Here is a 22,772-nt window from a genome sequence, read left to right on the forward strand (position 1 = left end):
GCGTGGGCACCAGAACGGTCCTGCAACACCCCGACATCACGCGTGCTCTGACACGCATCGCGCACGAGATCCTCGAGGCCAACCACGGCGCCTCGGACCTCGTGCTCCTGGGCATCCCGACACGGGGTGCCGTCCTGGCCGAGCGGCTCGACCGCGTCCTTGCCGACATCGAACCCGAGTGGGCAGCGGACCGCGACCAGCGGCTCGGCACGCTCGACGTCACGATGCACCGGGACGACCTCGGCCACGGCATCGGTCGTGCGCCGCACCGCACGACGATCCCGACGAGCGGCATCGACGGCAAGGTCGTCGTGCTGGTCGACGACGTGCTCTACTCGGGTCGCACCGTGCGGGCAGCGCTCGACGCCCTGCAGGGCATCGGCCGGCCCCGGGCGGTGCGGCTCGCGGTGCTCGTCGACCGCGGCCACCGCGAACTGCCCATCCGGGCGGACCACGTCGGCAAGAACCTGCCGACGGCCGCCGACGAGCGGGTCACGCTGCGCCTGACCGAGACGGACGGCACCGACGAGGTCGTCATCGAGCAGCACGAGCCGACGCAGCACGAGACGACGCGGCACGAGCAGGGGGTCGCCCCGTGAAGCACCTCCTCTCCACCGCCGACCTGTCGCGCGCCGAGGCCGTCCGGATCCTCGACGTCGCCGAGGAGATGGCCGAGGTCAACACCCGCGAGGTCCGGAAGCTCCCAGCCCTCCGCGGCAAGACCGTCGTGAACCTGTTCTTCGAGGACTCGACCCGGACCCGCATCTCGTTCGAGGCAGCCGCCAAGCGGCTCTCCGCCGACGTCATCAACTTCGCGGCGAAGGGCTCCAGCGTCTCGAAGGGCGAGTCGTTGAAGGACACCGTGCAGACCCTCGGTGCGATGGGCATCGACGGCATCGTCATGCGCCACCCGGCGTCGGGAGCCCCGCGGGTCCTCGCCGAGGCCGACTGGATCGACGTCCCGGTCGTGAACGCCGGTGACGGGACGCACGAGCACCCGACGCAGGCCCTGCTCGACGCCTTCACGATGCGCCGACGGATCCACGGCACCGACAGCCGCGGCCGGGCGCTCGACGGCGTCCGCGTGGCGATCGTCGGCGACGTCCTGCACAGCCGTGTCGCCCGGAGCAACGCCTGGCTGCTGCGCACGCTCGGTGCCGAGGTGACCTTCGCCGCGCCGCCCACGCTGCTGCCCGCGGTCGACCGTCCGTTCGGCGCCGCCGTGCACCACGACCTGGACGCCGCCCTCGGGGAGGACCCGGACGTCGTGATGCTGCTCCGCATCCAGCAGGAGCGGATGAACGACGCGTTCTTCCCGAACCCGCGCGAGTACACGCGGCACTTCGGTCTGACGGCGGCACGGGCGGCGGCCCTCTCGGAGCGCACGCTGATCATGCACCCGGGCCCGATGAACCGCGGCCTGGAGATCGCCGGCGTCGCCGCCGACGACCCGCGCTCGACCGTCGTCGAGCAGGTCGCCAACGGCGTGTCGGTCCGCATGGCCGTCCTGTACCTCGCCCTGACCGGCGAGCACGAACCGAAGGAGCCCGTCGCATGACCGCCCACCTCATCCGCGGCGCCCAGCTGGTCGACGGCTCGCGTGCCGACATCCGCCTGGAGGGACGACGCATCACCGCGGTCGGCTCCGGTCTCGACACGGTCGGCGCGACGGTCGTGGACGCGGACGGTCTGCTCGCCCTGCCCGGGCTCGTGGACCTCCACACGCACCTCCGTGAGCCCGGCTCCGAGGAGTCGGAGACCGTCCTGACCGGCTCGCGGGCCGCGGCAGCCGGCGGCTTCACCGCGGTGAACGCGATGGCGAACTCGTCGCCGGTCGCCGACACCGCCGGTGTGGTCGAGCAGGTGCAGGCGCTCGGCGACGACGCCGGGTACGTGACGGTCCGCCCGATCGGCGCGGTGTCCCAGGGGCTGCAGGGCACGCACCTGTCCGAGATCGGCGCGATGGCGACCTCGCGCGCCCGGGTCCGGGTGTTCTCGGACGACGGCTCCTGCGTGTCGGACCCGCTCCTCATGCGCCGGGCGCTCGAGTACGTCAAGGGCTTCGGCGGTGTGCTCGCACAGCACGCGCAGGAGCCCCGGCTGACGATCGGCGCGCAGATGAACGAGGGCCGGCTCTCGTCGGAGCTCGGGCTCGCCGGGTGGCCGGCCGTCGCCGAGGAGGCGATCATCGCCCGCGACGTCCTGCTCGCCGACCACGTGGGCGCACGGCTGCACGTCTGCCACGTCTCGACCGCCGGCAGCGTCGAGGTGATCCGCTGGGCGAAGTCCCGCGGCATCGACGTCACCGCCGAGGTCACACCGCACCACCTGACCCTGACCGAGGACCTCATCGCGGGGATCGACGGCGCACCCGGGTACGACGCCCGGTACAAGGTGAACCCACCGTTGCGCTCCCGCGAGGACGTCGACGCGCTGCGCGGAGCACTGGCCGACGGCACGATCGACATCGTCGCGACCGACCACGCGCCGCACACCGCCGAGGCGAAGTGCTGCGAGTGGCCGGCCGCGGCGAACGGCATGGTCGGGCTCGAGTCCGCGCTGAGCGTCGTGCACGCCGCCGTGGTCGAGGACGGCCGGCTCGACTGGGCCGACGTCGCCCGCGTGCTGTCCGAGGCACCGGCGCGCATCGGCCAGGTCGAGGGGCACGGTCAGCGCATCACCGAGGGTGCCCCCGCCGAGCTGACGCTGTACGACCCCGCGGCGGTGCGGGAGTTCTCGGTCGACGACCTGCACGGCCAGTCGCAGAACTCGCCGTACCTCGGCATGCGGCTGCCCGGCAGGGTGGTCGCGACCTTCCACCACGGCTACCCGACGCTGCTCGACGGCGTGCTCGTCGACACCGAGACCGTCGCCGCGGCCGCAGCCGCGACCCCGTCGGCGCGGTCGACGAAGGCGGCGTCCGCGTGAGCCGGGCGGTGACACGGTGAGCGGCGACGCGCTGCGCTGGCTGACCGGAGCGGCGATCCTGCTCCTGGTGGCCGCGCTGTTCGTCGCGATGGCGCGCACCTGGCGGACCCGGACCCGCGCGCAGACGGCAGCCGTGCCTCCGGTCCCGGTCCCGACCGGGCTGGGACCGGCGGTCGGGTCGTGGGACGGGTTCACGGTCGCGACGACCCGCGCCGACGCGCCGCTCGAGCGGATCATGGCAGGCGGTCTCGGGTTCCGGGGCCGCGGCGGCGTGACCGTGCACGACACCGGCGTGGTCCTGCACCACGCCGGAGCCGAGGACCGGTGGATCGCCGCGACCGCCGTCCGCGGCGCCGACCGGGCCACCGCGGCCATCGACCGCGTGGTCGAACCCGGGGGACTGGTCCGTCTGCGATGGACGGCGACCGGCGCCGCAGCAGCGACGGACCTCGACACCTACTTCCGGTTCCCGGAGGGCGGCGCAGCAGCACTCGCCGCCCTGCAGGGACTGACGACGACGCACGAACACCCGCACACCGCGGGCGAAGGGACGAACTGATGACACGCGAACGGGCCGTACTGGTCCTCGAGGACGGCACCCGCTACGACGGACGGGCGTACGGCGCCCGAGGCCGATCCCTGGGAGAGGTCGTCTTCGCCACCGGCATGACCGGCTACCAGGAGACGCTGACCGACCCGTCCTACGCCGGACAGATCGTGGTGCAGACCGCGCCGCACATCGGCAACACCGGTGTCAACGACGAGGACCCCGAGTCCCGTCGCATCTGGGTCGCCGGGTACGTGGTGCGCGACCCCAGCCGCGTCGTGTCGAACCACCGCGCGAACGCGACGCTGGACGACCACCTGGTGCGCGACGGCATCGTCGGCATCTCCGGGATCGACACGCGCGCGCTCACCCGCCGGATCCGCGACGCCGGCGCCATGAAGGGCGGCGTGTTCAGCGGCGCCGACGCGGACCTGTCCGCCGAGGAGCAGCTCCGGGCCGTGCGCGAGCAGGCCGCGATGACCGGCGCGAGCTTCTCGTCGATCGTGTCGACCCCGGAGACCTACGTGGTCCCCGCCGTCGGCGAGCAGATCGGCCGGCTCGCCGTGCTCGACCTCGGTGTCAAGGCCTCGACCACCCGCTACCTCGCCGAGCGCGGGTTCGAGGTGCACGTCGTGCCGCAGGACATCACGTCCGAGGCGCTGCAGCAGCTCGACCCGGACGCGCTGTTCTACTCGAACGGCCCGGGTGACCCCGCCGCGAGCGACGCGCAGGTGTCCCTGCTGCAGGAGTCCCTGCGGACCGGCCGCCCGTTCTTCGGCATCTGCTTCGGCAACCAGCTCCTCGGTCGCGCGCTCGGCTTCGGCACGTACAAGCTGCCGTTCGGCCACCGCGGCATCAACCAGCCCGTGCTCGACACCGCCACCGGCAAGGTCGAGATCACGAGCCAGAACCACGGCTTCGCGGTCGACGCGCCCCTGGGCGAGGTGCTCGAGTCGCCGGCCGGGTTCGGGCGGGTCGAGGTCTCGCACTACTCCCTGAACGACGACGTGGTCGAGGGCCTCCGCGCGCTCGACGTGCCCGCGTTCAGCGTGCAGTACCACCCCGAGGCGGCGGCCGGCCCGCACGACTCCATGTACCTGTTCGACCGGTTCGCGGACCTGGTCCGTGCGCGACGCGACGGGGAGCCGCTCGACGCGGCGACCGCCACCGCCACGACCCCCGCAGCCGACCCGACGACCGACGCCGGCGCGTCGGCCGCGCAGAACGAAAGCAGCAACTGATGCCGAAGCGCGCAGACATCAACTCCGTCCTCGTCATCGGCTCGGGCCCGATCGTCATCGGTCAGGCCGCCGAGTTCGACTACTCCGGCACCCAGGCGTGCCGCGTCCTCCGCGCCGAGGGCGTCCGGGTCATCCTCGTCAACCCGAACCCGGCGACGATCATGACCGACCCCGACTTCGCCGACGCGACGTACATCGAGCCGATCACGAGCGCCTCGCTCGAGGAGATCATCAAGATCGAGCGCCCGGACGCGGTCCTGCCGACGCTCGGCGGGCAGACGGCGCTCAACGCGGCGATCAAGCTCGACTCCGAGGGCATCCTCGACAAGTACGACGTCGAGCTCATCGGCGCCAAGGTCGACGCCATCCAGCGCGGCGAGGATCGCCAGCTCTTCAAGGAGCTCGTGCTCGAGTCCGGTGCCGACGTCGCCCGCAGCCACATCGCGCACACGCTGGACGAGGCGAAGGCGTTCGCGCAGGACCTCGGCTACCCGCTCGTCGTCCGGCCGTCCTTCACGATGGGTGGTCTCGGCTCCGGCTTCGCGTACAACGAGGAGGAGCTCGTCCGCTTCGTCGGCGACGGCCTGCAGTCGAGCCCGACCACCGAGGTGCTCCTCGAGGAGTCGATCCTCGGCTGGAAGGAGTACGAGCTCGAGCTCATGCGGGACAACTTCGACAACACGGTCGTGATCTGCTCGATCGAGAACGTCGACCCCGTGGGCGTGCACACGGGCGACTCGATCACCGTCGCCCCGGCGCTGACGCTGACCGACCGCGAGTACCAGAACATGCGGAACATCGGCATCGACATCATCCGTCGCGTCGGTGTCGACACCGGCGGCTGCAACATCCAGTTCGCCGTGGACCCGTCGAACGGGCGCCTGATCGTCATCGAGATGAACCCCCGCGTGTCGCGCTCGTCCGCGCTCGCGTCGAAGGCGACCGGCTTCCCGATCGCGAAGATCGCCGCGAAGCTCGCGATCGGGTACCGCCTCGACGAGATCGAGAACGACATCACCCGTGTGACGCCGGCGAGCTTCGAGCCGACGCTCGACTACGTGGTCGTGAAGACCCCGCGGTTCGCGTTCGAGAAGTTCCCGGCGGCCGACGCCACCCTGACCACCACCATGAAGAGCGTCGGCGAGGCGATGGCCATCGGCCGCAACTACGCAACGGCGCTGCAGAAGTCCCTGCGGAGCCTCGAGAAGCGCGGGTCGAGCTTCCACTGGGACACCCCGGCGGCCGAGCTCGACAAGGACGCGCTGCTGTCGAAGGCCCAGGTGCCGACCGACGGCCGCATCGTGACCGTGCAGCAGGCCCTGGTCGCCGGCGCCACCGCGGACGAGGTGTTCGAGGCCACGAAGATCGACCCGTGGTTCATCGACCAGATCGTCCTCATCAACGAGGTCGCCGACGAGGTGCGTGCTGCGGAGACGCTCGACGCGGACACCCTGCGGTGGGCGAAGGAGCACGGCTTCAGCGACGCCCAGATCGCGTCCCTGCGCGGCATCTCCGAGCAGGAGGCGCGCGACGCCCGTCACGCGCTCGGCATCCGCCCGGTCTTCAAGACGGTGGACACCTGCGCCGGTGAGTTCCCGGCCCTCACGCCGTACCACTACTCGTCGTACGACGCCGAGACCGAGGTCGCCCCGAGCGACCGGAAGAAGGTCGTCATCCTCGGCTCCGGCCCGAACCGCATCGGTCAGGGCGTCGAGTTCGACTACTCGTGCGTGCACGCCTCGTTCGCACTGAGCGACGCCGGCTACGAGACGATCATGATCAACTGCAACCCCGAGACGGTCTCCACCGACTACGACACCTCGGACCGGCTCTACTTCGAGCCGCTCACCACCGAGGACGTCCTCGAGGTCATCGAGGCCGAGGCGGCCTCCGGTGAGCTCGTCGGCGTCGTCGTCCAGCTCGGCGGGCAGACCGCCCTCGGCCTGGCGAAGCCCCTCGAGGCCGTCGGCATCCCGATCCTCGGCACGACCCCGAGCGCGATCGACTCCGCCGAGGAGCGTGGCCAGTTCGCCGCGATCCTCGAGCAGGCCGGGCTGCTCGCACCGCGGAACGGCACAGCCCACGACCTCGCGAGCGCGACCGCGGTCGCCGAGGAGATCGGCTACCCGGTCCTCGTCCGCCCGTCCTTCGTGCTCGGCGGACGCGGCATGGAGATCGTCTACGACCCGGCCGCCCTGGCGGACTACTTCGACCGGATGGCCGACCAGGCGATCATCGGTCCGGACCTGCCGCTGCTGGTCGACCGGTTCCTCGACGACGCGGTGGAGATCGACGTCGACGCGCTCTTCGACGGCGAGCGGCTCTACGTCGGCGGCATCATGGAGCACATCGAGGAGGCCGGCATCCACTCCGGCGACTCGGCCTGCACCCTGCCGCCGGTCGGACTCGGCAAGGCGGAGATCCGCGGCGTGGTCGAGGCCACCGAGAAGATCGCCCGCGGCATCGGCGTGCAGGGCCTGCTGAACGTGCAGTTCGCGATCGGTGCGGGCGTGCTCTACGTCCTCGAGGCGAACCCGCGCGCCAGCCGCACGGTCCCGTTCGTGTCGAAGGCACTCGGCATCCCGCTCGCCAAGGCGGCCTCCCGCGTGATGACCGGCACCTCGATCGACGCGCTCGTCGCCGAGGGGATGCTGCCGGAGCGGGACGGCTCCTCGGTGCCGCCGCAGGCACCGGTCGCCGTCAAGGAGGCCGTGCTGCCCTTCCGCCGCTTCCGCACCCACGACGGCCAGGTCGTCGACTCGGTGCTCAGCCCCGAGATGCGCTCCACGGGCGAGGTGATGGGCATCGACCGCGACTTCCCGCGGGCGTTCCTCAAGTCGCAGGACGCCGCGTACGGCGGCCTGCCGACGAGCGGCACGGTCTTCGTGAGCGTCGCGGACACCGACAAGCGCCAGGTCGTCCTGCCCGTGCACCGCCTGCAGCAGCTCGGCTTCACGATCACCGCGACCGAGGGGACCGCCGAGGTCCTGCGCCGCAACGGCATCGAGGTCACCCTGGTCGGCAAGTACAGCGAGGGCGGTGAGAGCGTGGTCGACCTGCTCGCCCGCGACGCGGTCGACATCGTCATCAACACGCCCTCCGGCGCCGCCGGTCGTGCGGACGGCTACGAGATCCGTGCGGCCACGGTCGCCGCGGACAAGCCGCTCTTCACGACGATCGCGCAGCTCGGTGCGGCCGTCGCCGCGATCGAGACGATCGGCACCCCGCTCAGCGCCCGCAGCCTGCAGGACTACGCGCTCGAGCGCGCGACCTGGTGAGCGACGGACGGACGGGAGGCCCGGCCTCCTTCGGTGTCCGCCTCGCCGCCGCCGTGGGGGAGCGTTCTCCCCTGTGCGTCGGCATCGACCCCCACGCCGCCACCCTGGCGGCGTGGGGGCTCGGCCGCGACGAGCAGGGCCTCACCGCCTTCGGCGCGACCCTGGTCGACGCGGCCGCCGGCCGCGCCGCGATCGTGAAGCCGCAGATCGCCTTCTTCGAGGCGGCCGGGGTCCCCGGCTACCGCGCGCTCGACGCGACCCTGCGTCGGGCACGCGATGCGGGCCTCCTGGTCGTCGCCGACGTGAAGCGGGGCGACATCGGCTCGACCGGCGACGACTACGCGCTCGCGTGGCTCGACCGCGACGGGCCGTTCCGGGCGGACGCGATGACGGTCTCGCCGTACCTCGGGTACGGGTCCCTCGCCGGCACGGTCGACGTCGCCCGACGGAACGGTGCGGGCGTCTTCGTGCTCGCGGCGACGAGCAATCCGGAGGCGCGCGTGCTCCAGACGGCCGTGCTCGCCGAGGGGCCGCGTGCCGGACGGTCCGTCGCTGCCGGTATCGTCCTTGCTGTGGCAGACGACAACCGGACCGGCGGCGAGCAGCCGCTCGGGGACGTCGGGCTCGTGCTCGGCGCCACCCTCGACCTCGACGACTTCGGCATCGACGCGGGCGCCATCGGCAACGCGCCGGTGCTCGCCCCGGGCTTCGGTGCCCAGGGTGCCCGGATCGAGGACCTGCGCGCCCGGTACGGTGCGCGGGCCGAGCAGGTCCTGGTGAACGAGTCGCGCGGGTTGCTGACCGACGGCCCGGACGGGGTCGCCGCGCTGGTGCAGGACCGCGTGGACCGCATCCACGCCGCACTCGGGGCCGCCGCGTGACGGACCAGACGCCCACGGACCAGACGCCCGGCTCCGGGACCCCGGACCGCAGCGACCTGCCCGCGCACCGCAACCCGCCGGAGGTCGACCGCGTCGCCGCCGCCCGCGCGGCAGTCGCCGCTCGGCGCGCCCGTGCTGCCGTCAAGGCGCAGGTGGCGTCGGGGGAGCGCAGCGCCCTCGAGGTCGCTCGCGCCGCGTGGTCCGACGCGGACCTGCCCGCCGAGAAGTCGCTGCGCGTGCGCGATCTGCTCACGAGCATGTCCGGGATCGGCCCGGCGCGTGCCGAGGCCGTGATGGGGGAGCTCCGCATCGCCCCGTCGAAGCGGCTCGGCGGGCTCGGCACCCGGCAGCGCTCCGCCCTGGCCGACTGGCTCGCCGCCCGCGGCCGGAAGCGCGGTGCGTCGAAGCTCGTCGTGCTTGCCGGACCGACCGCCGTCGGCAAGGGCACCGTGAGCGCGCACATCCGCGAGCACTTCCCCGACGTGGACCTCAGCGTGTCGGCGACGACCCGGAAGCCCCGCCCGGGCGAGGTCGACGGCGTGCACTACTACTTCGTGGACGACGCCGAGTTCGACCGGATGATCCGGGACCGCGAGCTGCTCGAGTGGGCCGTGGTGCACAACTCCTACCGGTACGGCACGCCACGGCCGCCGATCGACCGCGCGCTCGACGCCGGCGACAAGGTGCTGCTCGAGATCGACCTGCAGGGTGCTCGGCAGGTCCGCGACGCCATGCCCGAGGCCGTGCTCGTGTTCCTGCTGCCGCCGACGTGGGAGGAACTCGTCCGACGGCTCATCGGACGCGGGACCGAGTCCGCCGAGGAACAGGCACGCCGACTCGAGACCGCGAAGGTCGAACTGGCCGCGCAGGACGAGTTCGACGTGCGCATCGTGAACTCGGATGTCGGCACCGCGGCACGCGAGGTCGTAGACTTGTTCTCTGCGCCCTGACACGGCGCACCCGCGCGCGCCTCCTCGGCGTCGCGCCCGCGCAGCCCGACCGCGGTCGGGCGGTCCGATCCGGTCGGACCCGCGCCCCACGCACCCGCAGCCGACAGGAGACACCATGGCCAACCCCCAGGGCATCATCGACCCGCCCATCGACGACCTGCTCGCCAAGGTGGAGTCGAAGTACGCGCTCGTCATCTTCGCCTCGAAGCGCGCCCGTCAGATCAACGACTACTACGCCGACCTGCACGAGGGGTCGCTGTTCGACAACGTCGGTCCGCTCGTCGACTCGACGATCGACGACAAGCCGCTGTCCGTCGCTCTGCACGAGATCAACGAGGACAAGCTGACCGTCACCAAGCAGCAGCAGCCCACCGACTGACCCCGGTGAGCGGCACCAACCTGCGCCTCTTCACGTCCGAGTCGGTGACGGAGGGGCACCCCGACAAGATCTGCGACCAGATCTCGGACACGATCCTCGACGCCCTGCTCGCGGTCGACCCGCACGCGCGCGTCGCCGTGGAGACGATGGTCACCACCGGGCTCGTGCACGTCGCGGGCGAGGTCACCACGTCCGGCTACGTCGAGATCCCGAAGCTGGTCCGCGACGTCATCACGGGCATCGGGTACAACTCGTCCGAGGTCTCCTTCGACGGCCGCACCTGCGGTGTCGAGGTGTCGATCGGCGCGCAGTCGCCGGACATCGCCCAGGGCGTCGACGAGTCGCTCGACAGCCGGTCCGGCGCGGGCATCGACGAGCTCGACCGCCAGGGCGCCGGCGACCAGGGCATCATGTTCGGCTTCGCGACGAACGAGACGCCCGAGTACATGCCCGTCGCGATCTGGCTCGCGCACCGCCTGGCGGAGCGGCTGGCCGAGGTCCGCAAGAGCGGGCAGCTCGACTTCCTCCGCCCGGACGGCAAGACCCAGGTCACCGTCGGCTACGACGGCGTCGTGCCGAAGACCGTCGAGACGGTGGTCCTCTCCACGCAGCACTCGCCCGCGGTCACGCTCGACGAGCTCACCGCGCAGATCACGGAGCACGTCATCCGTCCGGTGCTCGACCTGGTCGACCTCGACTCGTCGCACGTCGACGTGATCGTGAACCCGACCGGTCGCTTCGAGATCGGCGGCCCGCAGGGTGACGCCGGACTCACCGGACGCAAGGTCATAGTCGACACGTACGGCGGGGCCTCCCGCCACGGTGGCGGCGCGTTCAGCGGCAAGGACCCGTCGAAGGTCGACCGCTCGGCCGCCTACGCGCTCCGCTGGGTCGCGAAGAACGCCGTCGCCGCGGGGCTCGCGGACCGGCTCGAGGTCCAGGTCGCCTACGCGATCGGCCGCGCGAAGCCCGTCGGTCTGTACGTCGAGTCGTTCGGCACCGGACACGTCGACGACGCCACGATCGAGGCCGCCATCACCGAGGTGTTCGACCTGCGTCCCGCCGCGATCATCCGCGACCTCGACCTGCTCAAGCCCCGGTACGCCCAGACCGCGGCGTACGGCCACTTCGGCCGCGAGCTGCCGGGCTTCACCTGGGAGCAGCTCGACCGCGTCGAGGAGCTCCGCGCCGCAGCAGGACTCGTCACCGCCGCCGTCTAGGCGCCGTGTGACCACCGTCGCGCGCGTCGTCCTCGACTCGCCGCTCCCGCAGTTGGACCGTCTGTTCGACTACCGGGTGCCGGCCGAGCTCGAGGACGACTGCGTGCCGGGGGTCCGGGTCAAGGTGCCGCTGCGCACCGGCGCCCGGATGTCCGACGCGTACGTCGTCGAGGTCGTCTCCGAGGGAGACTGGCCGGGGGAGCTCAGTCCCGTCGAACAGGTCGTGTCACCGGTGCCCGTGCTGGCCCCGGAGATCTGGACGCTCGCGCGTGCCGTCGCCGACCGCGCCGCCGGTGTCGCCTCCGACGTGCTCCGGCTCGCCGTGCCGACCCGTCAGGTCCGTGCCGAGAAGGCCTGGCTCGCCCGCGACACCTCGTGGTCACCGCCGACAGTCGAGCCGACCCCGGTGACGGGCTACGCCGAGGGCGTCCTGGAGGCCCTGCTCGCCGACCACGGACGGGCTGCGGTCGACGCCGTGCCCCACCCGGTCGACCTCGGGACCGTCGACGACCCCGTGTGGGTGCCCGGTTGGGCCGCGACGCTCGCACAGGCGGCGTCGCACGTCGTCGCCCGCGAGCAGTCGGCCGTGCTCGCGGTCCCGGACTTCCGCGACGTCACGGACCTCGAACGCGCGCTCCTCGCCGTGCTCCCGCCGGAGCGCGTCGTCCGGTTCGACGCCAAGCAGACGAACGGGCAGCGTGCGAAGGCGCTGCTGCAGGCGCGGACGCACGCCGTCGTGGCCATCGGCAACCGGACCGCGGCGTTCGCACCGGCGTCCGAGCTCGGGCTCGTGGCGATGTGGGACGACGGCGACGCGTCCTTCGTCGAGCCGCGGGCCCCGTACGTGCACACGCGCGACGTCGCCCTCGTGCGGACCGCGCAGTCCGGCGCCGCACTCCTCTTCGTCGCGCACGCCAGGTCGACCGACGTCCAGCGGCTCGTCGAGCTGCACTGGCTCCAGGAGCTCGCGCCGTACCGGGTACCGACGCCGAAGGTGATCCCGACCGCGCAGCAGGCGGGGGCCGAGGGCTTCGCGGCCCAGGCCCGCATCCCCAGCACGGCGTGGCGCGCCGCGCGGGAGGCCAGCCAGCACGGGCCCGTCCTCGTGCAGGTCGCCAACCCGGGCTTCGGCACCGGGCTGGTCTGCGCCGACTGCGGGGAACGCGCGCACTGCCGCGTGTGTGGCGGCCCCCTGGGGAGCCCGCACCGGAACGCGACCCCGCAGTGCCGGTTCTGCGGTGCCCTCGCCGTGGGGTTCCGGTGCCCGACGTGCGGCGGTGGGCGGCTCAAGCCCGTCGGGCAGGGGGCCCAGCGGACCGCCGACGAGCTCGGCCGGGCGTTCCCCGGCACCCGGATCGTGGTGGCGGACGGTTCCCGACCGCTCGACGAGGTCCCCGCCCGCCCCGCGGTCGTCGTCGCCACACGCGGCGCGGAGCCGAGCGCGCCGGGCGGGTACGCGTGCGTACTGCTGCTCGACGGCGAACGGCTCCTGGCCCGCGAGGGCCTCCGGGTGCAGGAGGACGTGCTCCGCTTCTGGACGAACGCCGCCGCGAAGGGCGCACCCGGCGCCGAGGTGTACCTCGTCGGCATCGGCGGCAAGCTCGCCACGGCGATGGCCCTCTGGCGGCTCGACGGGCCGGCGCACGACGAGCTCGTCGACCGACGGGCCCTGCACTTCCCGCCGGCCGTCCGGGTGGCGACGCTCACCGGTACGGACGAGGCGGTGACCGAGGCGGTCGAGGCCCTCGGTGACGCGGTGGTCGGGGCGGTGCTCGGGCCGGTTCCGGTACCCGACGACCCGGTGCCCGGGACGGTCCGTGCGATCGTGCGCTTCGCCTACGCGCACGGGGCCGAGGTCGCGGCGACGCTCAAGGCCGAGGTCATCCGTCGTTCGTCGACGCGCCGGGTGCTCCCGGGCGGCAACCGACGTCGCGCGGCGCCGACCCTGCGCGTGCGACTCGACGACGCCGAGCCGTTCACCGAGGTCTGACCCGCCGCGGACGCGCCCACGGAGTCGAGGTGCCGCGACGCGCCGGGCGCGCACCGAGCCTCCCGTCCGTCCGGACGGTGTGCCAGGCTGGTCGGTGGTGGCCACGAGCCGCCGACGACCACACCACACGCACGACGAAGTGACGAGGTGACGCCGATGCGGGCGCTCTGGAAGCCGGACGCCGGTCCGGGACTGATCATGACCGACCGGCCGGTGCCGGTCCCGACCGAGGACGAGGTCCTCGTCCGCGTGCTGCGGACCGGGATCTGCGGGACCGACCTGCACATCGAGCGGTGGGACGACTGGGCCGCGTCGGCCGTGACCGCACCGCTCGTGCCCGGCCACGAGTTCTCCGGCGAGGTCGTCGAGGTCGGCGCCGCCGTGCGTGACGTCGCCGTCGGCGACCTCGTGTCCGGCGAGGGGCACGTCGTCTGCGGCACCTGCCGGAACTGTCGCGCCGGACGTCGGCAGATGTGCATCCGCACGAAGGGGCTCGGCGTGCAGCGCGACGGCGCGTTCGCGGAGTACCTGACGCTGCCGGGCACGAACGTGTGGGTCCACCACGGCCCCGTCGAACCCGAGGTGGGTGCCCTCTTCGACCCGCTCGGCAACGCCGTGCACACCGCGCTCGCGTTCCCCCTGGTCGGCGAGGACGTGCTGGTCACCGGGTGCGGACCGATCGGCCTCATGGCGATCGCGGTGGCCCGACACGCCGGTGCGCGGTTCGTCGTCGGGACGGACGTCAGCACGGAGCGGCTGCGCCTCGCGGAGGGCATGGGCGCCGACCTCGGGGTGGACGTGCGTCACGACGGGGCGGCCACGGTCCGTGCGGCTCAGGAGCGGCTCGGCATGCGTGAGGGCTTCGACGTCGGCTTCGAGATGTCCGGCGCCCCGACCGCGCTGCCCGCGATGGTCGAGAACATGAACCACGGGGGGCGGATCGCGATGCTCGGGCTGCCGAGCGGCCCGATCGCGGTGGACTGGGCCAAGGTCGTCACGCACATGCTCACGGTGAAGGGCATCTACGGCCGTGAGATGTACGAGACGTGGCAGGCGATGAGCTCGATGCTCGCCACGAGTGCGGTCCTGCGCGAGCGCATCGGCTCGATCGTGTCGGCGTGCCACCCGGCGCGCGACTGGGAGACAGCGTTCGCCGCGGCGGCGAGCGCGGACGGCGGCAAGGTCGTCATCGACTGGACGGAGACCTGATGTACGGCGCGATCAAGGACCACCTGGCGACGGAGCTCGCCGGGATCGAGGCCGCGGGGCTGACGAAGCGCGAGCGCGGCATCGCCGGTCCGCAGCGTGCGGCGATCGCGGCGGACGGCACCGACCTGCTCAACTTCTGTGCGAACAACTACCTCGGGCTCGCGGACTCGACCGACCTCGTCGACGCGGCGAAGGACGCCCTCGACCGCTGGGGCTACGGGGTGGCGAGCGTGCGGTTCATCTGTGGCACGCAGGACCTGCACCTCGACCTCGAGCGTCGGGTCGCCGGCTTCCTCGGCACCGAGGCCGCGATCCTGTACTCGTCGTGCTTCGACGCGAACGGTGGGCTGTTCGAGGTGCTGCTCGGCCCGGAGGACGCGATCATCTCCGACGAGCTCAACCACGCGTCGATCATCGACGGCATCCGGCTCTCGAAGGCGCAGCGGTTCCGGTACCGCAACCGCGACACGGCCGACCTGGAGGCGCAGCTCGCCGCCGCATCGTCGGCCCGGTTCCGCGCGGTGGTCACCGACGGCGTCTTCTCCATGGACGGCTCGATCGCGCCGCTCGCCGAGATCTGCGACCTCGCCGAGCGGTACGACGCACTCGTCATCGTCGACGACTCGCACGCCGTCGGGTTCGTCGGCGAGCACGGGCGGGGCACCCCCGAGCTGTGCGGCGTCGCGGACCGCGTCGACGTCTACACCGGCACGTTCGGCAAGGCGCTCGGCGGGGCGTCCGGCGGGTACGTGGCCTCGCGCCGGGAGATCGTCGACCTGCTGCGGCAGCGCTCACGCCCGTACCTGTTCTCGAACTCGCTCGCGCCGGTGATCGCGGCGGGGACCGTCGCGGCGCTCGACCTCGTCGAACGGTCGGACGACGCCCGCGCCCGGCTCGCAGCCAACGCCAGGACGTTCCGGACGCTCATGTCGGACGCGGGCTTCGAGCTGCTGCCGGGGGAGCACCCGATCGTGCCCGTGATGTTCCACGAGGCCGGCCGTACCGCGCGGATCGCGGACGAGATGCAGGCGCGGGGCGTCTACGTGACGGCGTTCAGCTACCCGGTGGTGCCGCAGGGGAGAGCCCGGATCCGGGTGCAGCTCTCCGCGGCGCACACCGAGGAGCAGGTGCGCCGCTGCGTGGACGCCTTCGTCGGGGCCCGCGCCGCCGTCGACGCCTGACGACCTCCCGCGGAACGCAACGACGGCGGCCGCTCGCAGGGGAGTACCGCTGCGAGGAGCCGCCGACGTTGCGTCCAGCGGGTTCGGCCCCGGGTCAGGCGCCGACCGGACGGCGGCGCTCCCGCGGGAAGACGACGCCGAGCGCGACCATGCCGATCGCGAGCACCAGGTGCAGCCAGTTGTCCGCCCAGTTGAGCGGGACGAAGTTCGCGCCGGACATCGTGCCCGCCGTGAACAGGCCGTAGACCCACAGCACGAAGTAGACGACGCCGCCGATCACGAGGTACATCCGCGACCCCGTCGCCCGGTTCGCCGCGAGGAGGCCGACGACGCCGAACAGCAGGTGCACGATGTTGTGCAGGACCGACACCTGGAAGATCCCGAGCAGCATCGCCATCGAGTGGTGCCCGGCACCGCCGAGGTCGCCGGAGGTCAGCCCCGGCACGAACCCGGCGATCCCGACGAGCAGGAACACGATGCCGACGACGAGCGCGACCTTCTGGATCGACGAGCCGGCGTAGCGGTTGGTGGAGGTGGTGACGTCACTCATGGTCCGGACGTTACCCAGCCCGCTCGCAGTCCGTTCCCGGCCGGCAGCGTCCCGCGCGCGTCGGACACCGTCGGCCGTGGGACGATGGACCCCATGCGTCTCGTCGTCGCCGGCAGCCCCGCTGCGGCCGTCCCCACCCTCCGACGTCTCGCCGCCTCCGACCACGAGATCGCGGCCGTCCTCACCCGACCCCCGACACCCCAGGGTCGGAAGCGTGTCCTCACGCCGACCCCGGTGGCGCAGGTCGCCGAGGAGCTCGGACTGCCCGTCATCGAGGCCACCCGGGTGGACGACGCCGTCACCGCGCAGCTGGTCGAACTGCAGGCCGACCTCGGCGTCATCGTCGCGTACGGTGCGCTCCTCCGTCGTCCCGCCCTGGACGCTCCACGTCTCGGTTGGGTCAACCTGCACTTCTCCGAGCTGCCGGCGTACCGCGGCGCCGCACCCGTCCAGCGTGCCGTGATGGCGGGCGACACCCGGACCGCCGCGACCGTCTTCCAGCTCGTCGAGGCGCTCGACGCCGGTCCCGTGTACGCCGCCGACCCGTTCACGATCGACCCGGACGCCACCAGCGGTGAGGTCCTCGCCGCGATGGCCGAGACCGGAGCGGACACCGTCCTGCGGGTCGTCGACGCCCTGGCCGACGGCAGCGCGGTCGCCACCGAGCAGTCCGGGACGGTGACCCTCGCCCCGAAGCCGACCGCCGACGACGCGCACGTCGCCTTCACGGAGCCGGCCGTGGCCGTCCGTGCCCGCGTCCGCGGTGTGACGCCCGAGCCCGGCGCGTTCGCCCACCTCGGCGAGACGCGGGTGAAGCTGCTCCGCAGCGCGCTCCTGCCGGGAGGCGCGGCCTCCTCCACCCCGCACCTCGCGCCCGGTGCGCTCGCACTGGTCGACGGACGACTCCTCGTCGGCACGGCCGACGTCCCGCTCGTGCTCACCGAGGTCCAGCCCGCCGGCAAGAAGGCGATGGACGGCGCCGCGTGGGCACGCGGCCTCGGCTCGCTCGAGGGCGTGGTGCTCTCGTGAGCGCGGCGCAGCAGTCCTCCCGGCGGTCGCGCGGCGACCGTCGCCCCCGTCCGACCAGCGCCAGGCGGGTCGCGTTCGACGTGCTCCGCGCGGTGCAGGTCGACGACGCCTACGCCAACCTGCTCCTGCCCACGCGCATCCGTCGCGCCGGTCTGTCCGCCCGCGACGCCGCCTTCGCCACCGAGCTCACCTACGGGTCGATCCGCATGCTCGGCCGCTACGACGCGATCGTCGGGGTCGCATCCGGTCGCCGGGTCGACAACATCGAGTCCGACGTGCTCGACGTGATGCGCCTCGGCGTGCACCAGCTGCTCGGCATGCGCACACCCACGCACGCGGCGGTCTCGGCGACCGTGGAGCTCGCACGCGAGGTCGGCGCCCGCCGGGCCACCGGCTTCGTCAACGCGGTCCTGCGCAAGGTCGCCGCGAGGACCGACGACGAGTGGGACGCCCTGGTGACCGAGGGTCGGAGCGGCGACGCGCTGCTGGCCACCCGCTGGTCGCACCCGTCGTGGGTGGTCGCCGCACTCCGTGACGCCCTGGCGGCCGAGCGGTCGCGGGACGAGCTCGCTGCCCTGCTCGCGGCCGACAACGTCGCGCCCCGCGTGCAGCTCGTCGCGCTGCCCGGGCTCGCCACCGACGAGGACGTCCGCACCGCGACGGCGACCGCTGCTGAGGACGGATCCGGAGCGGACGACGGGGCCGGAGCCGACGGCGGGGCCGGAGCCGACGAGCAGCCCCGCACCGACGACGGAGCCGGAGCCGACGACGAGACCGGCACCGCGCCTCCCGGCCGGGTCGCCGGGGCCGACGCCGGCCCGGTGTCCCCGGTCGGCATCCGCGGGACGACCGGCGACCCCGCACGGGTCCCCGGCGTCGCCGCCGGTCGGCTCCGGGTGCAGGACGAGGGGTCGCAGCTCGCGGCCCTCGCCCTCACGCGGTCGTCCGCCGTCCGTCCGGGGGAGCGGTGGCTCGACATGTGCGCCGGGCCCGGGGGCAAGGCCGCGCTCCTCGCCGCCGAGGCCGCCCAGGGCGGAGCGTCCCTGGTCGCCAACGAGCTCGTGCCCGCCCGCGCCGGACTCGTGCGCAAGGCCCTGTCCACCGTGGCGGGTGACGACACCGTCACGGTCGTCGAGGGCGACGGACGGCGCTTCGGCAAGCCGGGCGACGAGCTGTTCGACCGGATCCTGCTCGATGCTCCGTGCACGGGCCTCGGCGCGCTCCGTCGGCGTCCCGAGGCGCGGTGGCGCAAGCAGCCCGAGGACGTCCCCGAGCTCGCGGCGCTGCAGGCCGAGCTGCTCGATGCGGCGGTCCGTGCACTCGCCCCGGGTGGCACGCTCGCGTACGTGACGTGCTCGCCGCACCTGGCCGAGACGCGCGGGCAGGTCGACGCGCTGCTCGAGCGGCACGGCGACGTGCTCGAACAGCTCGACACCGCCGGCGTGGTCCGGTCGGTGGCGGCCCGGGACCCGCAGGTCGCCGACGGTCCGACGGCGCAGCTCTGGCCGCACCGGACCGGCACCGACGCGATGTTCGTCGCACTCTTCCGTCGTCGCCCCTGACCCCTCCCGCAACACGCAACCTCGGCGTCTGCTCGCGGGTTGTCGGCCCAGGAACGATCTGATATGTTGGAGGAACACGACCGGTTCCGCCTGCGAGAGCAGGTCCAGGGCCGGTCCTCTTCGTTCTCGGCCCGGGGGAGGCCCGCTGTGGAACCCAAGCCGTTCCGGCCGTACCGAGAGCAGGTGGCACTCCTGCGAGGACGTGGGATGCACGTGCCCGACGAGGACGCCGCCGTCCGCGAACTGCGCCTCGTCAACTACTACCGGCTGAGTGGCTACTGGTACGCGTTCCGCGAGACCACGGGCGGTGCGCGGGGTGATCGCTTCCGCCCGGGGACCCACCTCGAGGACGTCCTCGCGCTCCACCGTTTCGACGAGCGTCTGCGGACGACGGTGTTCGACGCCCTCGCTCCGGTCGAGCTCGCACTGAGAGCCGCGCTGGGGCACGCACTCGGGCGGCTCCACCCGAGCGCCCATCTGCGTCCCGATCTGCTCGGTCCGCTGGCACGCGCCGGCGACGGCCACCGCAACTGGCTGGAGCGGCACCGCGGTGAGGTCGCCAGGAGCCGGGAGGAGTTCGTCGAGCACCACCGGTCCGGGTACGGGGGAGTCCTGCCGGTGTGGGCCGCGGTCGAGGTGATGGACTGGGGGACGGTCTCGAGGCTGCTCGGCTTCGCGCCGCCGAGCGTCCAGACCGAGGTGAGCGGACGGTTCGGTCTCCGAGCACCGCAGCTGACCTCGTGGTTGCGCGCGCTCAACGTGGTGCGCAACGCATGTGCCCACCACGGACGCCTGTTCAACCGCGCGTACGCCATCCGACCGAAGCTGCCCCCGGTCGGCGCCGACCCTTCGTTGGACACCGCACGCGCATCGATGAACCGCACGTACGGGCAGCTCACCCTGGTGCAGTACCTCCGTGTCCGGAGCGGACTGGGGACCGCGACGCAGCTCACCGGTGTCCTGCGCGAGTTCCCGACCGTGCCGCTCGTCCCGTTCTCCGACACGGGAGCCCCGCTGGAGTGGGAGACCGCCGTCTGGACGGGCAGCGGCGCTCGGTAGGGTTGCCGGGTGACGATCCGCATCTCGCCGAGCATCCTGTCCGCCGACTTCGCCAACCTCGAGCGGGAGCTGCACCGCATCGAGAGCGCCGACATGGTGCACGTCGACGTGATGGACAACCACTTCGTGCCGAACCTCACCCTGGGCCTGCCGATCGTGCAGCGCCTGCAGGACGTCTCGCCGGTGCCGCTCGACGTGCACCTCATGATCACCGACGCCGACACCCAGGCGCCGAAGTACGCCGAGACCGGTGCCTCGAGCGTCACGTTCCACCTCGAGGCCGCCGACGACCCGGTGGCGACCGCCGCGGCGATCCGGTCGAACGGTGCCCGCGCCGCCGTCGCCGTGAAGCCCGGCACCCCGATCACGCAGGTGCTCCACCACCTCGACGCGTACGACATGATCCTGCTCATGACCGTCGAGCCCGGGTTCGGCGGGCAGTCGTTCATGCCCTCCGTCATGCCGAAGCTCGCCGACGCCCGTGGCGCAGTCGACGCCTCGGGGCTCGACGTCTGGCTCGAGGTCGACGGCGGCATCGCGGTCGACACCGTGCCCGAGGCGGTCCGCAGCGGCGCCGACACGCTCGTCGCCGGATCCGCCGTCTACGGCGGTGAGCCCGCGCAGCGCATCGCCGACCTGCGCGAGGCGGCTGCGGCGGCACGCGCGTGACCGCCCAGGTGGGCGGCGCGTCGGGGGCGACCGGCGCCTCCCGTCCGGACGGTGCGTCCGGTGCAGCCGCGCAGGACGGTAGCCTGGTCCCCGTGAAGACGTTCGACGACCTGTTCGCGGAGCTGACCGAGAAGGCGCGCACGCGCCCCGAGGGCTCCGGCACCGTCGCCGAACTGGACGCCGGCGTGCACCAGATCGGCAAGAAGATCGTGGAGGAGGCCGCCGAGGTCTGGATGGCGGCTGAGTACGAGGGCGACGAGCGCACCTCGGAGGAGATCTCGCAGCTGATCTACCACCTCCAGGTGCTCATGGTCGCGAAGGGGCTCACCCCGGCGGACGTCTGGCGACATCTGTAGGAACGCGTGTCGCGCTCACCGAGCGCCACCGCGACCCGCAGCCGTCCCGACCTCCAGCAGAAAGCAGACCACCTGATGCTCCGCATCGCCGTGCCCAACAAGGGTTCGCTGTCCGAGACCGCCTCCGAGATGCTCAAGGAGGCCGGGTACGCCGGTCGCCGCGACCCGAAGGCGCTCCACCTGCTCGACGAGCGCAACGGTGTCGAGTTCTTCTTCCTCCGTCCGCGCGACATCGCGACGTACGTCGGCTCCGGCGCACTCGACGTCGGCATCACCGGCCGCGACCTGTTGCTCGACTCCGGGTCGGCGGCGCACGAGGTCGACGCGCTCGGGTTCGCCGACTCGACCTTCCGGTTCGCCGGGACGCCCGGCCGGTTCACCGAGCTGCAGGACCTCGACGGCGTCCGCGTCGCGACGAGCTACCCGGGACTCGTGGGCGAGTTCCTCGCCCGGCACGGGGTGACCGCGACCCTCGTGAAGCTCGACGGCGCCGTCGAGAGCGCCGTGCGCCTCGGTGTCGCGGACGCCGTGGCCGACGTCGTCTCGACCGGCAGCACGCTCCGTGCCGCCGGGCTCGAGATCTTCGGTCCGGTGATCCTCGAGTCGACCGCGCTGCTCATCTCCAACGACGAGCGCATCCCGGGCATCGACGTCCTGCGTCGCCGCCTGCAGGGCGTGCTCGTCGCCCGCGGCTACGTCATGCTCGACTACGACATCCCGACCGACCTGCTGGAGCAGGCCACCGCGGTGGCGTCGGGCATCGAGTCGCCGACGGTCTCCCCGCTGCACGACCGCGACTGGTCGGCCGTCCGCGTGATGATCCCGCGCGAGGACGCGAACCTCATCATGGACGCGCTGTACGACCTCGGTGCGCGCGCCATCCTGGTCAGCCCGATCCACGCCGCACGCCTGTGAACGACGCGGTGCGAGCCGACGTGACCGGACCCGACAGCGGCGCGGCCGGTGTCGCCGGTGGCGTCTCGGTCCGGGTCATCCCGTGCCTCGACGTGTCCGGCGGTCGCGTCGTCAAGGGCGTCAACTTCCTCGACCTGCAGGACGCCGGGGACCCGGTCGAGCTCGCGGCCCGCTACTACGAGCAGGGTGCCGACGAGCTGACCTTCCTCGACGTCGGTGCCACGGTCGAGAACCGCGCGACCATGTTCGAGACGGTGACGCGCACGGCGGAGCAGGTCTTCATCCCGCTCACCGTCGGCGGTGGCGTCCGGAGCGTCGACGACGTCTCCCGCCTGCAGCAGTGCGGCGCGGACAAGATCGGCGTCAACAGCGCGGCGATCGCGCGGCCGGAGCTCGTGAGCGAGATCGCCGACCGCTTCGGCGCGCAGGCGGTGGTGCTGTCGCTCGACGTCAAGCGCTCGGACCGGATGCCCTCCGGTTTCGTCGTCACGACCCACGGCGGACGGACCGAGTCCGACCTCGACGCGATCGCGTGGGCACGCGAGGGCGTCGAGCGCGGCGCGGGCGAGCTGCTCGTCAACTCGATCGACGCGGACGGCACGAAGCACGGCTTCGACCTCGAGCTCATCGCCGCGGTGCGTGCGGTGTCGTCGGTCCCGGTCATCGGCTCGGGAGGCGCCGGTCGCCTCGAGCACTTCGCCCCGGCCGTCGAGGCGGGCGCGGACGCCGTGCTCGCTGCCAGCGTCTTCCACCGGGGCGAGATGACCATCGGGGACGTCAAGGCGGCGCTGCGCGCCGCCGGCCAGCCCGTCCGCTGACACCCCGTCC

Annotated in this window: 21 protein-coding genes; 20 read left to right on the top strand and 1 reads right to left on the bottom strand. The window is 72.8% G+C overall.

The genetic code is table 11. The annotated features are described in order from the left end of the window. Window positions 1-2: 2 nt before the first annotated feature. The 13 genes from pyrR (at window position 3) to JOD95_RS01195 (ending at window position 15,804) form a co-directional block, all read left to right on the top strand. The gene (gene pyrR / locus JOD95_RS01135; RefSeq protein ID WP_209682451.1) at window positions 3-599 is read left to right on the top strand and encodes a bifunctional pyr operon transcriptional regulator/uracil phosphoribosyltransferase PyrR; all 597 of its coding nucleotides are present in this window, start codon (window positions 3-5) and stop codon (window positions 597-599) included. Beyond that, a complete protein-coding gene (locus tag JOD95_RS01140; RefSeq protein ID WP_066654539.1) occupies window positions 596-1,558 on the top strand; it encodes an aspartate carbamoyltransferase catalytic subunit in 963 nt (320 codons plus the stop codon). The genes pyrR and JOD95_RS01140 overlap by 4 nt, the downstream gene beginning before the upstream one ends. Next, window positions 1,555-2,928 (top strand): dihydroorotase, encoded by a 1,374-nt coding sequence (locus JOD95_RS01145; RefSeq protein WP_209682454.1) that lies wholly within the window; start codon window positions 1,555-1,557, stop codon window positions 2,926-2,928. Before JOD95_RS01140 ends, JOD95_RS01145 begins: the two co-directional genes overlap by 4 nt. 16 nt (window positions 2,929-2,944) lie before the next feature. After that, window positions 2,945-3,487: a hypothetical protein gene (locus JOD95_RS01150; protein ID WP_209682457.1), complete on the top strand. Its 543-nt coding sequence runs from the start codon at window positions 2,945-2,947 to the stop codon at window positions 3,485-3,487. Continuing rightward, window positions 3,487-4,716, top strand: coding sequence for a glutamine-hydrolyzing carbamoyl-phosphate synthase small subunit (carA, locus tag JOD95_RS01155; protein WP_209682459.1), 1,230 nt, complete (start codon window positions 3,487-3,489; stop codon window positions 4,714-4,716). Before JOD95_RS01150 ends, carA begins: the two co-directional genes overlap by 1 nt. Next, window positions 4,716-7,994 (top strand): carbamoyl-phosphate synthase large subunit, encoded by a 3,279-nt coding sequence (carB, locus tag JOD95_RS01160; protein ID WP_209682462.1) that lies wholly within the window; start codon window positions 4,716-4,718, stop codon window positions 7,992-7,994. Before carA ends, carB begins: the two co-directional genes overlap by 1 nt. After that, window positions 7,991-8,875 (top strand): orotidine-5'-phosphate decarboxylase, encoded by an 885-nt coding sequence (gene pyrF / locus JOD95_RS01165; RefSeq protein ID WP_081984888.1) that lies wholly within the window; start codon window positions 7,991-7,993, stop codon window positions 8,873-8,875. The genes carB and pyrF overlap by 4 nt, the downstream gene beginning before the upstream one ends. A gap of 56 nt (window positions 8,876-8,931) precedes the next feature. Beyond that, window positions 8,932-9,825 (top strand): guanylate kinase, encoded by an 894-nt coding sequence (gene gmk, locus JOD95_RS01170; RefSeq protein ID WP_066658295.1) that lies wholly within the window; start codon window positions 8,932-8,934, stop codon window positions 9,823-9,825. Window positions 9,826-9,940: 115 nt separating this feature from the next. Beyond that, the gene (gene rpoZ / locus JOD95_RS01175; protein WP_022906709.1) at window positions 9,941-10,204 is read left to right on the top strand and encodes a DNA-directed RNA polymerase subunit omega; all 264 of its coding nucleotides are present in this window, start codon (window positions 9,941-9,943) and stop codon (window positions 10,202-10,204) included. A 5-nt stretch (window positions 10,205-10,209) separates the two neighbouring features. Further along, window positions 10,210-11,424 carry a methionine adenosyltransferase gene (metK, locus tag JOD95_RS01180; protein WP_066654523.1) on the top strand — a complete coding sequence of 405 codons (1,215 nt, stop codon included), beginning with the start codon at window positions 10,210-10,212 and terminating at the stop codon, window positions 11,422-11,424. Between the two features lie 7 nt (window positions 11,425-11,431). Next, window positions 11,432-13,414 carry a hypothetical protein gene (locus JOD95_RS01185; protein ID WP_066654522.1) on the top strand — a complete coding sequence of 661 codons (1,983 nt, stop codon included), beginning with the start codon at window positions 11,432-11,434 and terminating at the stop codon, window positions 13,412-13,414. Window positions 13,415-13,570: 156 nt separating this feature from the next. Next, window positions 13,571-14,623, top strand: a complete 1,053-nt coding sequence (gene tdh / locus JOD95_RS01190) for an L-threonine 3-dehydrogenase (RefSeq protein ID WP_066658292.1) — start codon at window positions 13,571-13,573, stop codon at window positions 14,621-14,623. After that, window positions 14,623-15,804, top strand: a complete 1,182-nt coding sequence (locus JOD95_RS01195; protein ID WP_066654521.1) for a glycine C-acetyltransferase — start codon at window positions 14,623-14,625, stop codon at window positions 15,802-15,804. Before tdh ends, JOD95_RS01195 begins: the two co-directional genes overlap by 1 nt. Window positions 15,805-15,898: 94 nt before the next feature. On the opposite strand, the gene JOD95_RS01200 is transcribed toward JOD95_RS01195, so the two are convergent. Continuing rightward, window positions 15,899-16,354 (bottom strand): DUF4383 domain-containing protein, encoded by a 456-nt coding sequence (locus JOD95_RS01200; protein ID WP_174234689.1) that lies wholly within the window; start codon window positions 16,352-16,354, stop codon window positions 15,899-15,901. A 93-nt stretch (window positions 16,355-16,447) separates the two neighbouring features. On the opposite strand from JOD95_RS01200, the gene JOD95_RS01205 reads away from it, so the two are divergent. The 7 genes from JOD95_RS01205 (at window position 16,448) to hisF (ending at window position 22,762) form a co-directional block, all read left to right on the top strand. Continuing rightward, window positions 16,448-17,383, top strand: coding sequence for a methionyl-tRNA formyltransferase (locus JOD95_RS01205; RefSeq protein ID WP_066654520.1), 936 nt, complete (start codon window positions 16,448-16,450; stop codon window positions 17,381-17,383). Next, window positions 17,380-18,945, top strand: a complete 1,566-nt coding sequence (locus tag JOD95_RS01210; RefSeq protein WP_066654518.1) for an RsmB/NOP family class I SAM-dependent RNA methyltransferase — start codon at window positions 17,380-17,382, stop codon at window positions 18,943-18,945. The genes JOD95_RS01205 and JOD95_RS01210 overlap by 4 nt, the downstream gene beginning before the upstream one ends. Window positions 18,946-19,128: 183 nt before the next feature. Next, window positions 19,129-20,004, top strand: coding sequence for an Abi family protein (locus JOD95_RS01215; protein WP_307810340.1), 876 nt, complete (start codon window positions 19,129-19,131; stop codon window positions 20,002-20,004). Between the two features lie 9 nt (window positions 20,005-20,013). Beyond that, the gene (rpe, locus tag JOD95_RS01220) at window positions 20,014-20,673 is read left to right on the top strand and encodes a ribulose-phosphate 3-epimerase (RefSeq protein ID WP_066654514.1); all 660 of its coding nucleotides are present in this window, start codon (window positions 20,014-20,016) and stop codon (window positions 20,671-20,673) included. A 92-nt stretch (window positions 20,674-20,765) separates the two neighbouring features. Next, window positions 20,766-21,029, top strand: a complete 264-nt coding sequence (locus JOD95_RS01225; protein ID WP_058726551.1) for a phosphoribosyl-ATP diphosphatase — start codon at window positions 20,766-20,768, stop codon at window positions 21,027-21,029. A 75-nt stretch (window positions 21,030-21,104) separates the two neighbouring features. Beyond that, window positions 21,105-21,944: an ATP phosphoribosyltransferase gene (hisG, locus tag JOD95_RS01230; protein ID WP_066654512.1), complete on the top strand. Its 840-nt coding sequence runs from the start codon at window positions 21,105-21,107 to the stop codon at window positions 21,942-21,944. A 20-nt stretch (window positions 21,945-21,964) separates the two neighbouring features. Next, on the top strand, window positions 21,965-22,762 hold the full coding sequence (gene hisF / locus JOD95_RS01235; RefSeq protein WP_066658289.1) for an imidazole glycerol phosphate synthase subunit HisF: 798 nt from the start codon (window positions 21,965-21,967) through the stop codon (window positions 22,760-22,762). Window positions 22,763-22,772: the final 10 nt, after the last annotated feature.

The organism is Curtobacterium sp. 1310 (genome assembly GCF_017834105.1).
Taxonomy (GTDB): domain Bacteria; phylum Actinomycetota; class Actinomycetes; order Actinomycetales; family Microbacteriaceae; genus Curtobacterium.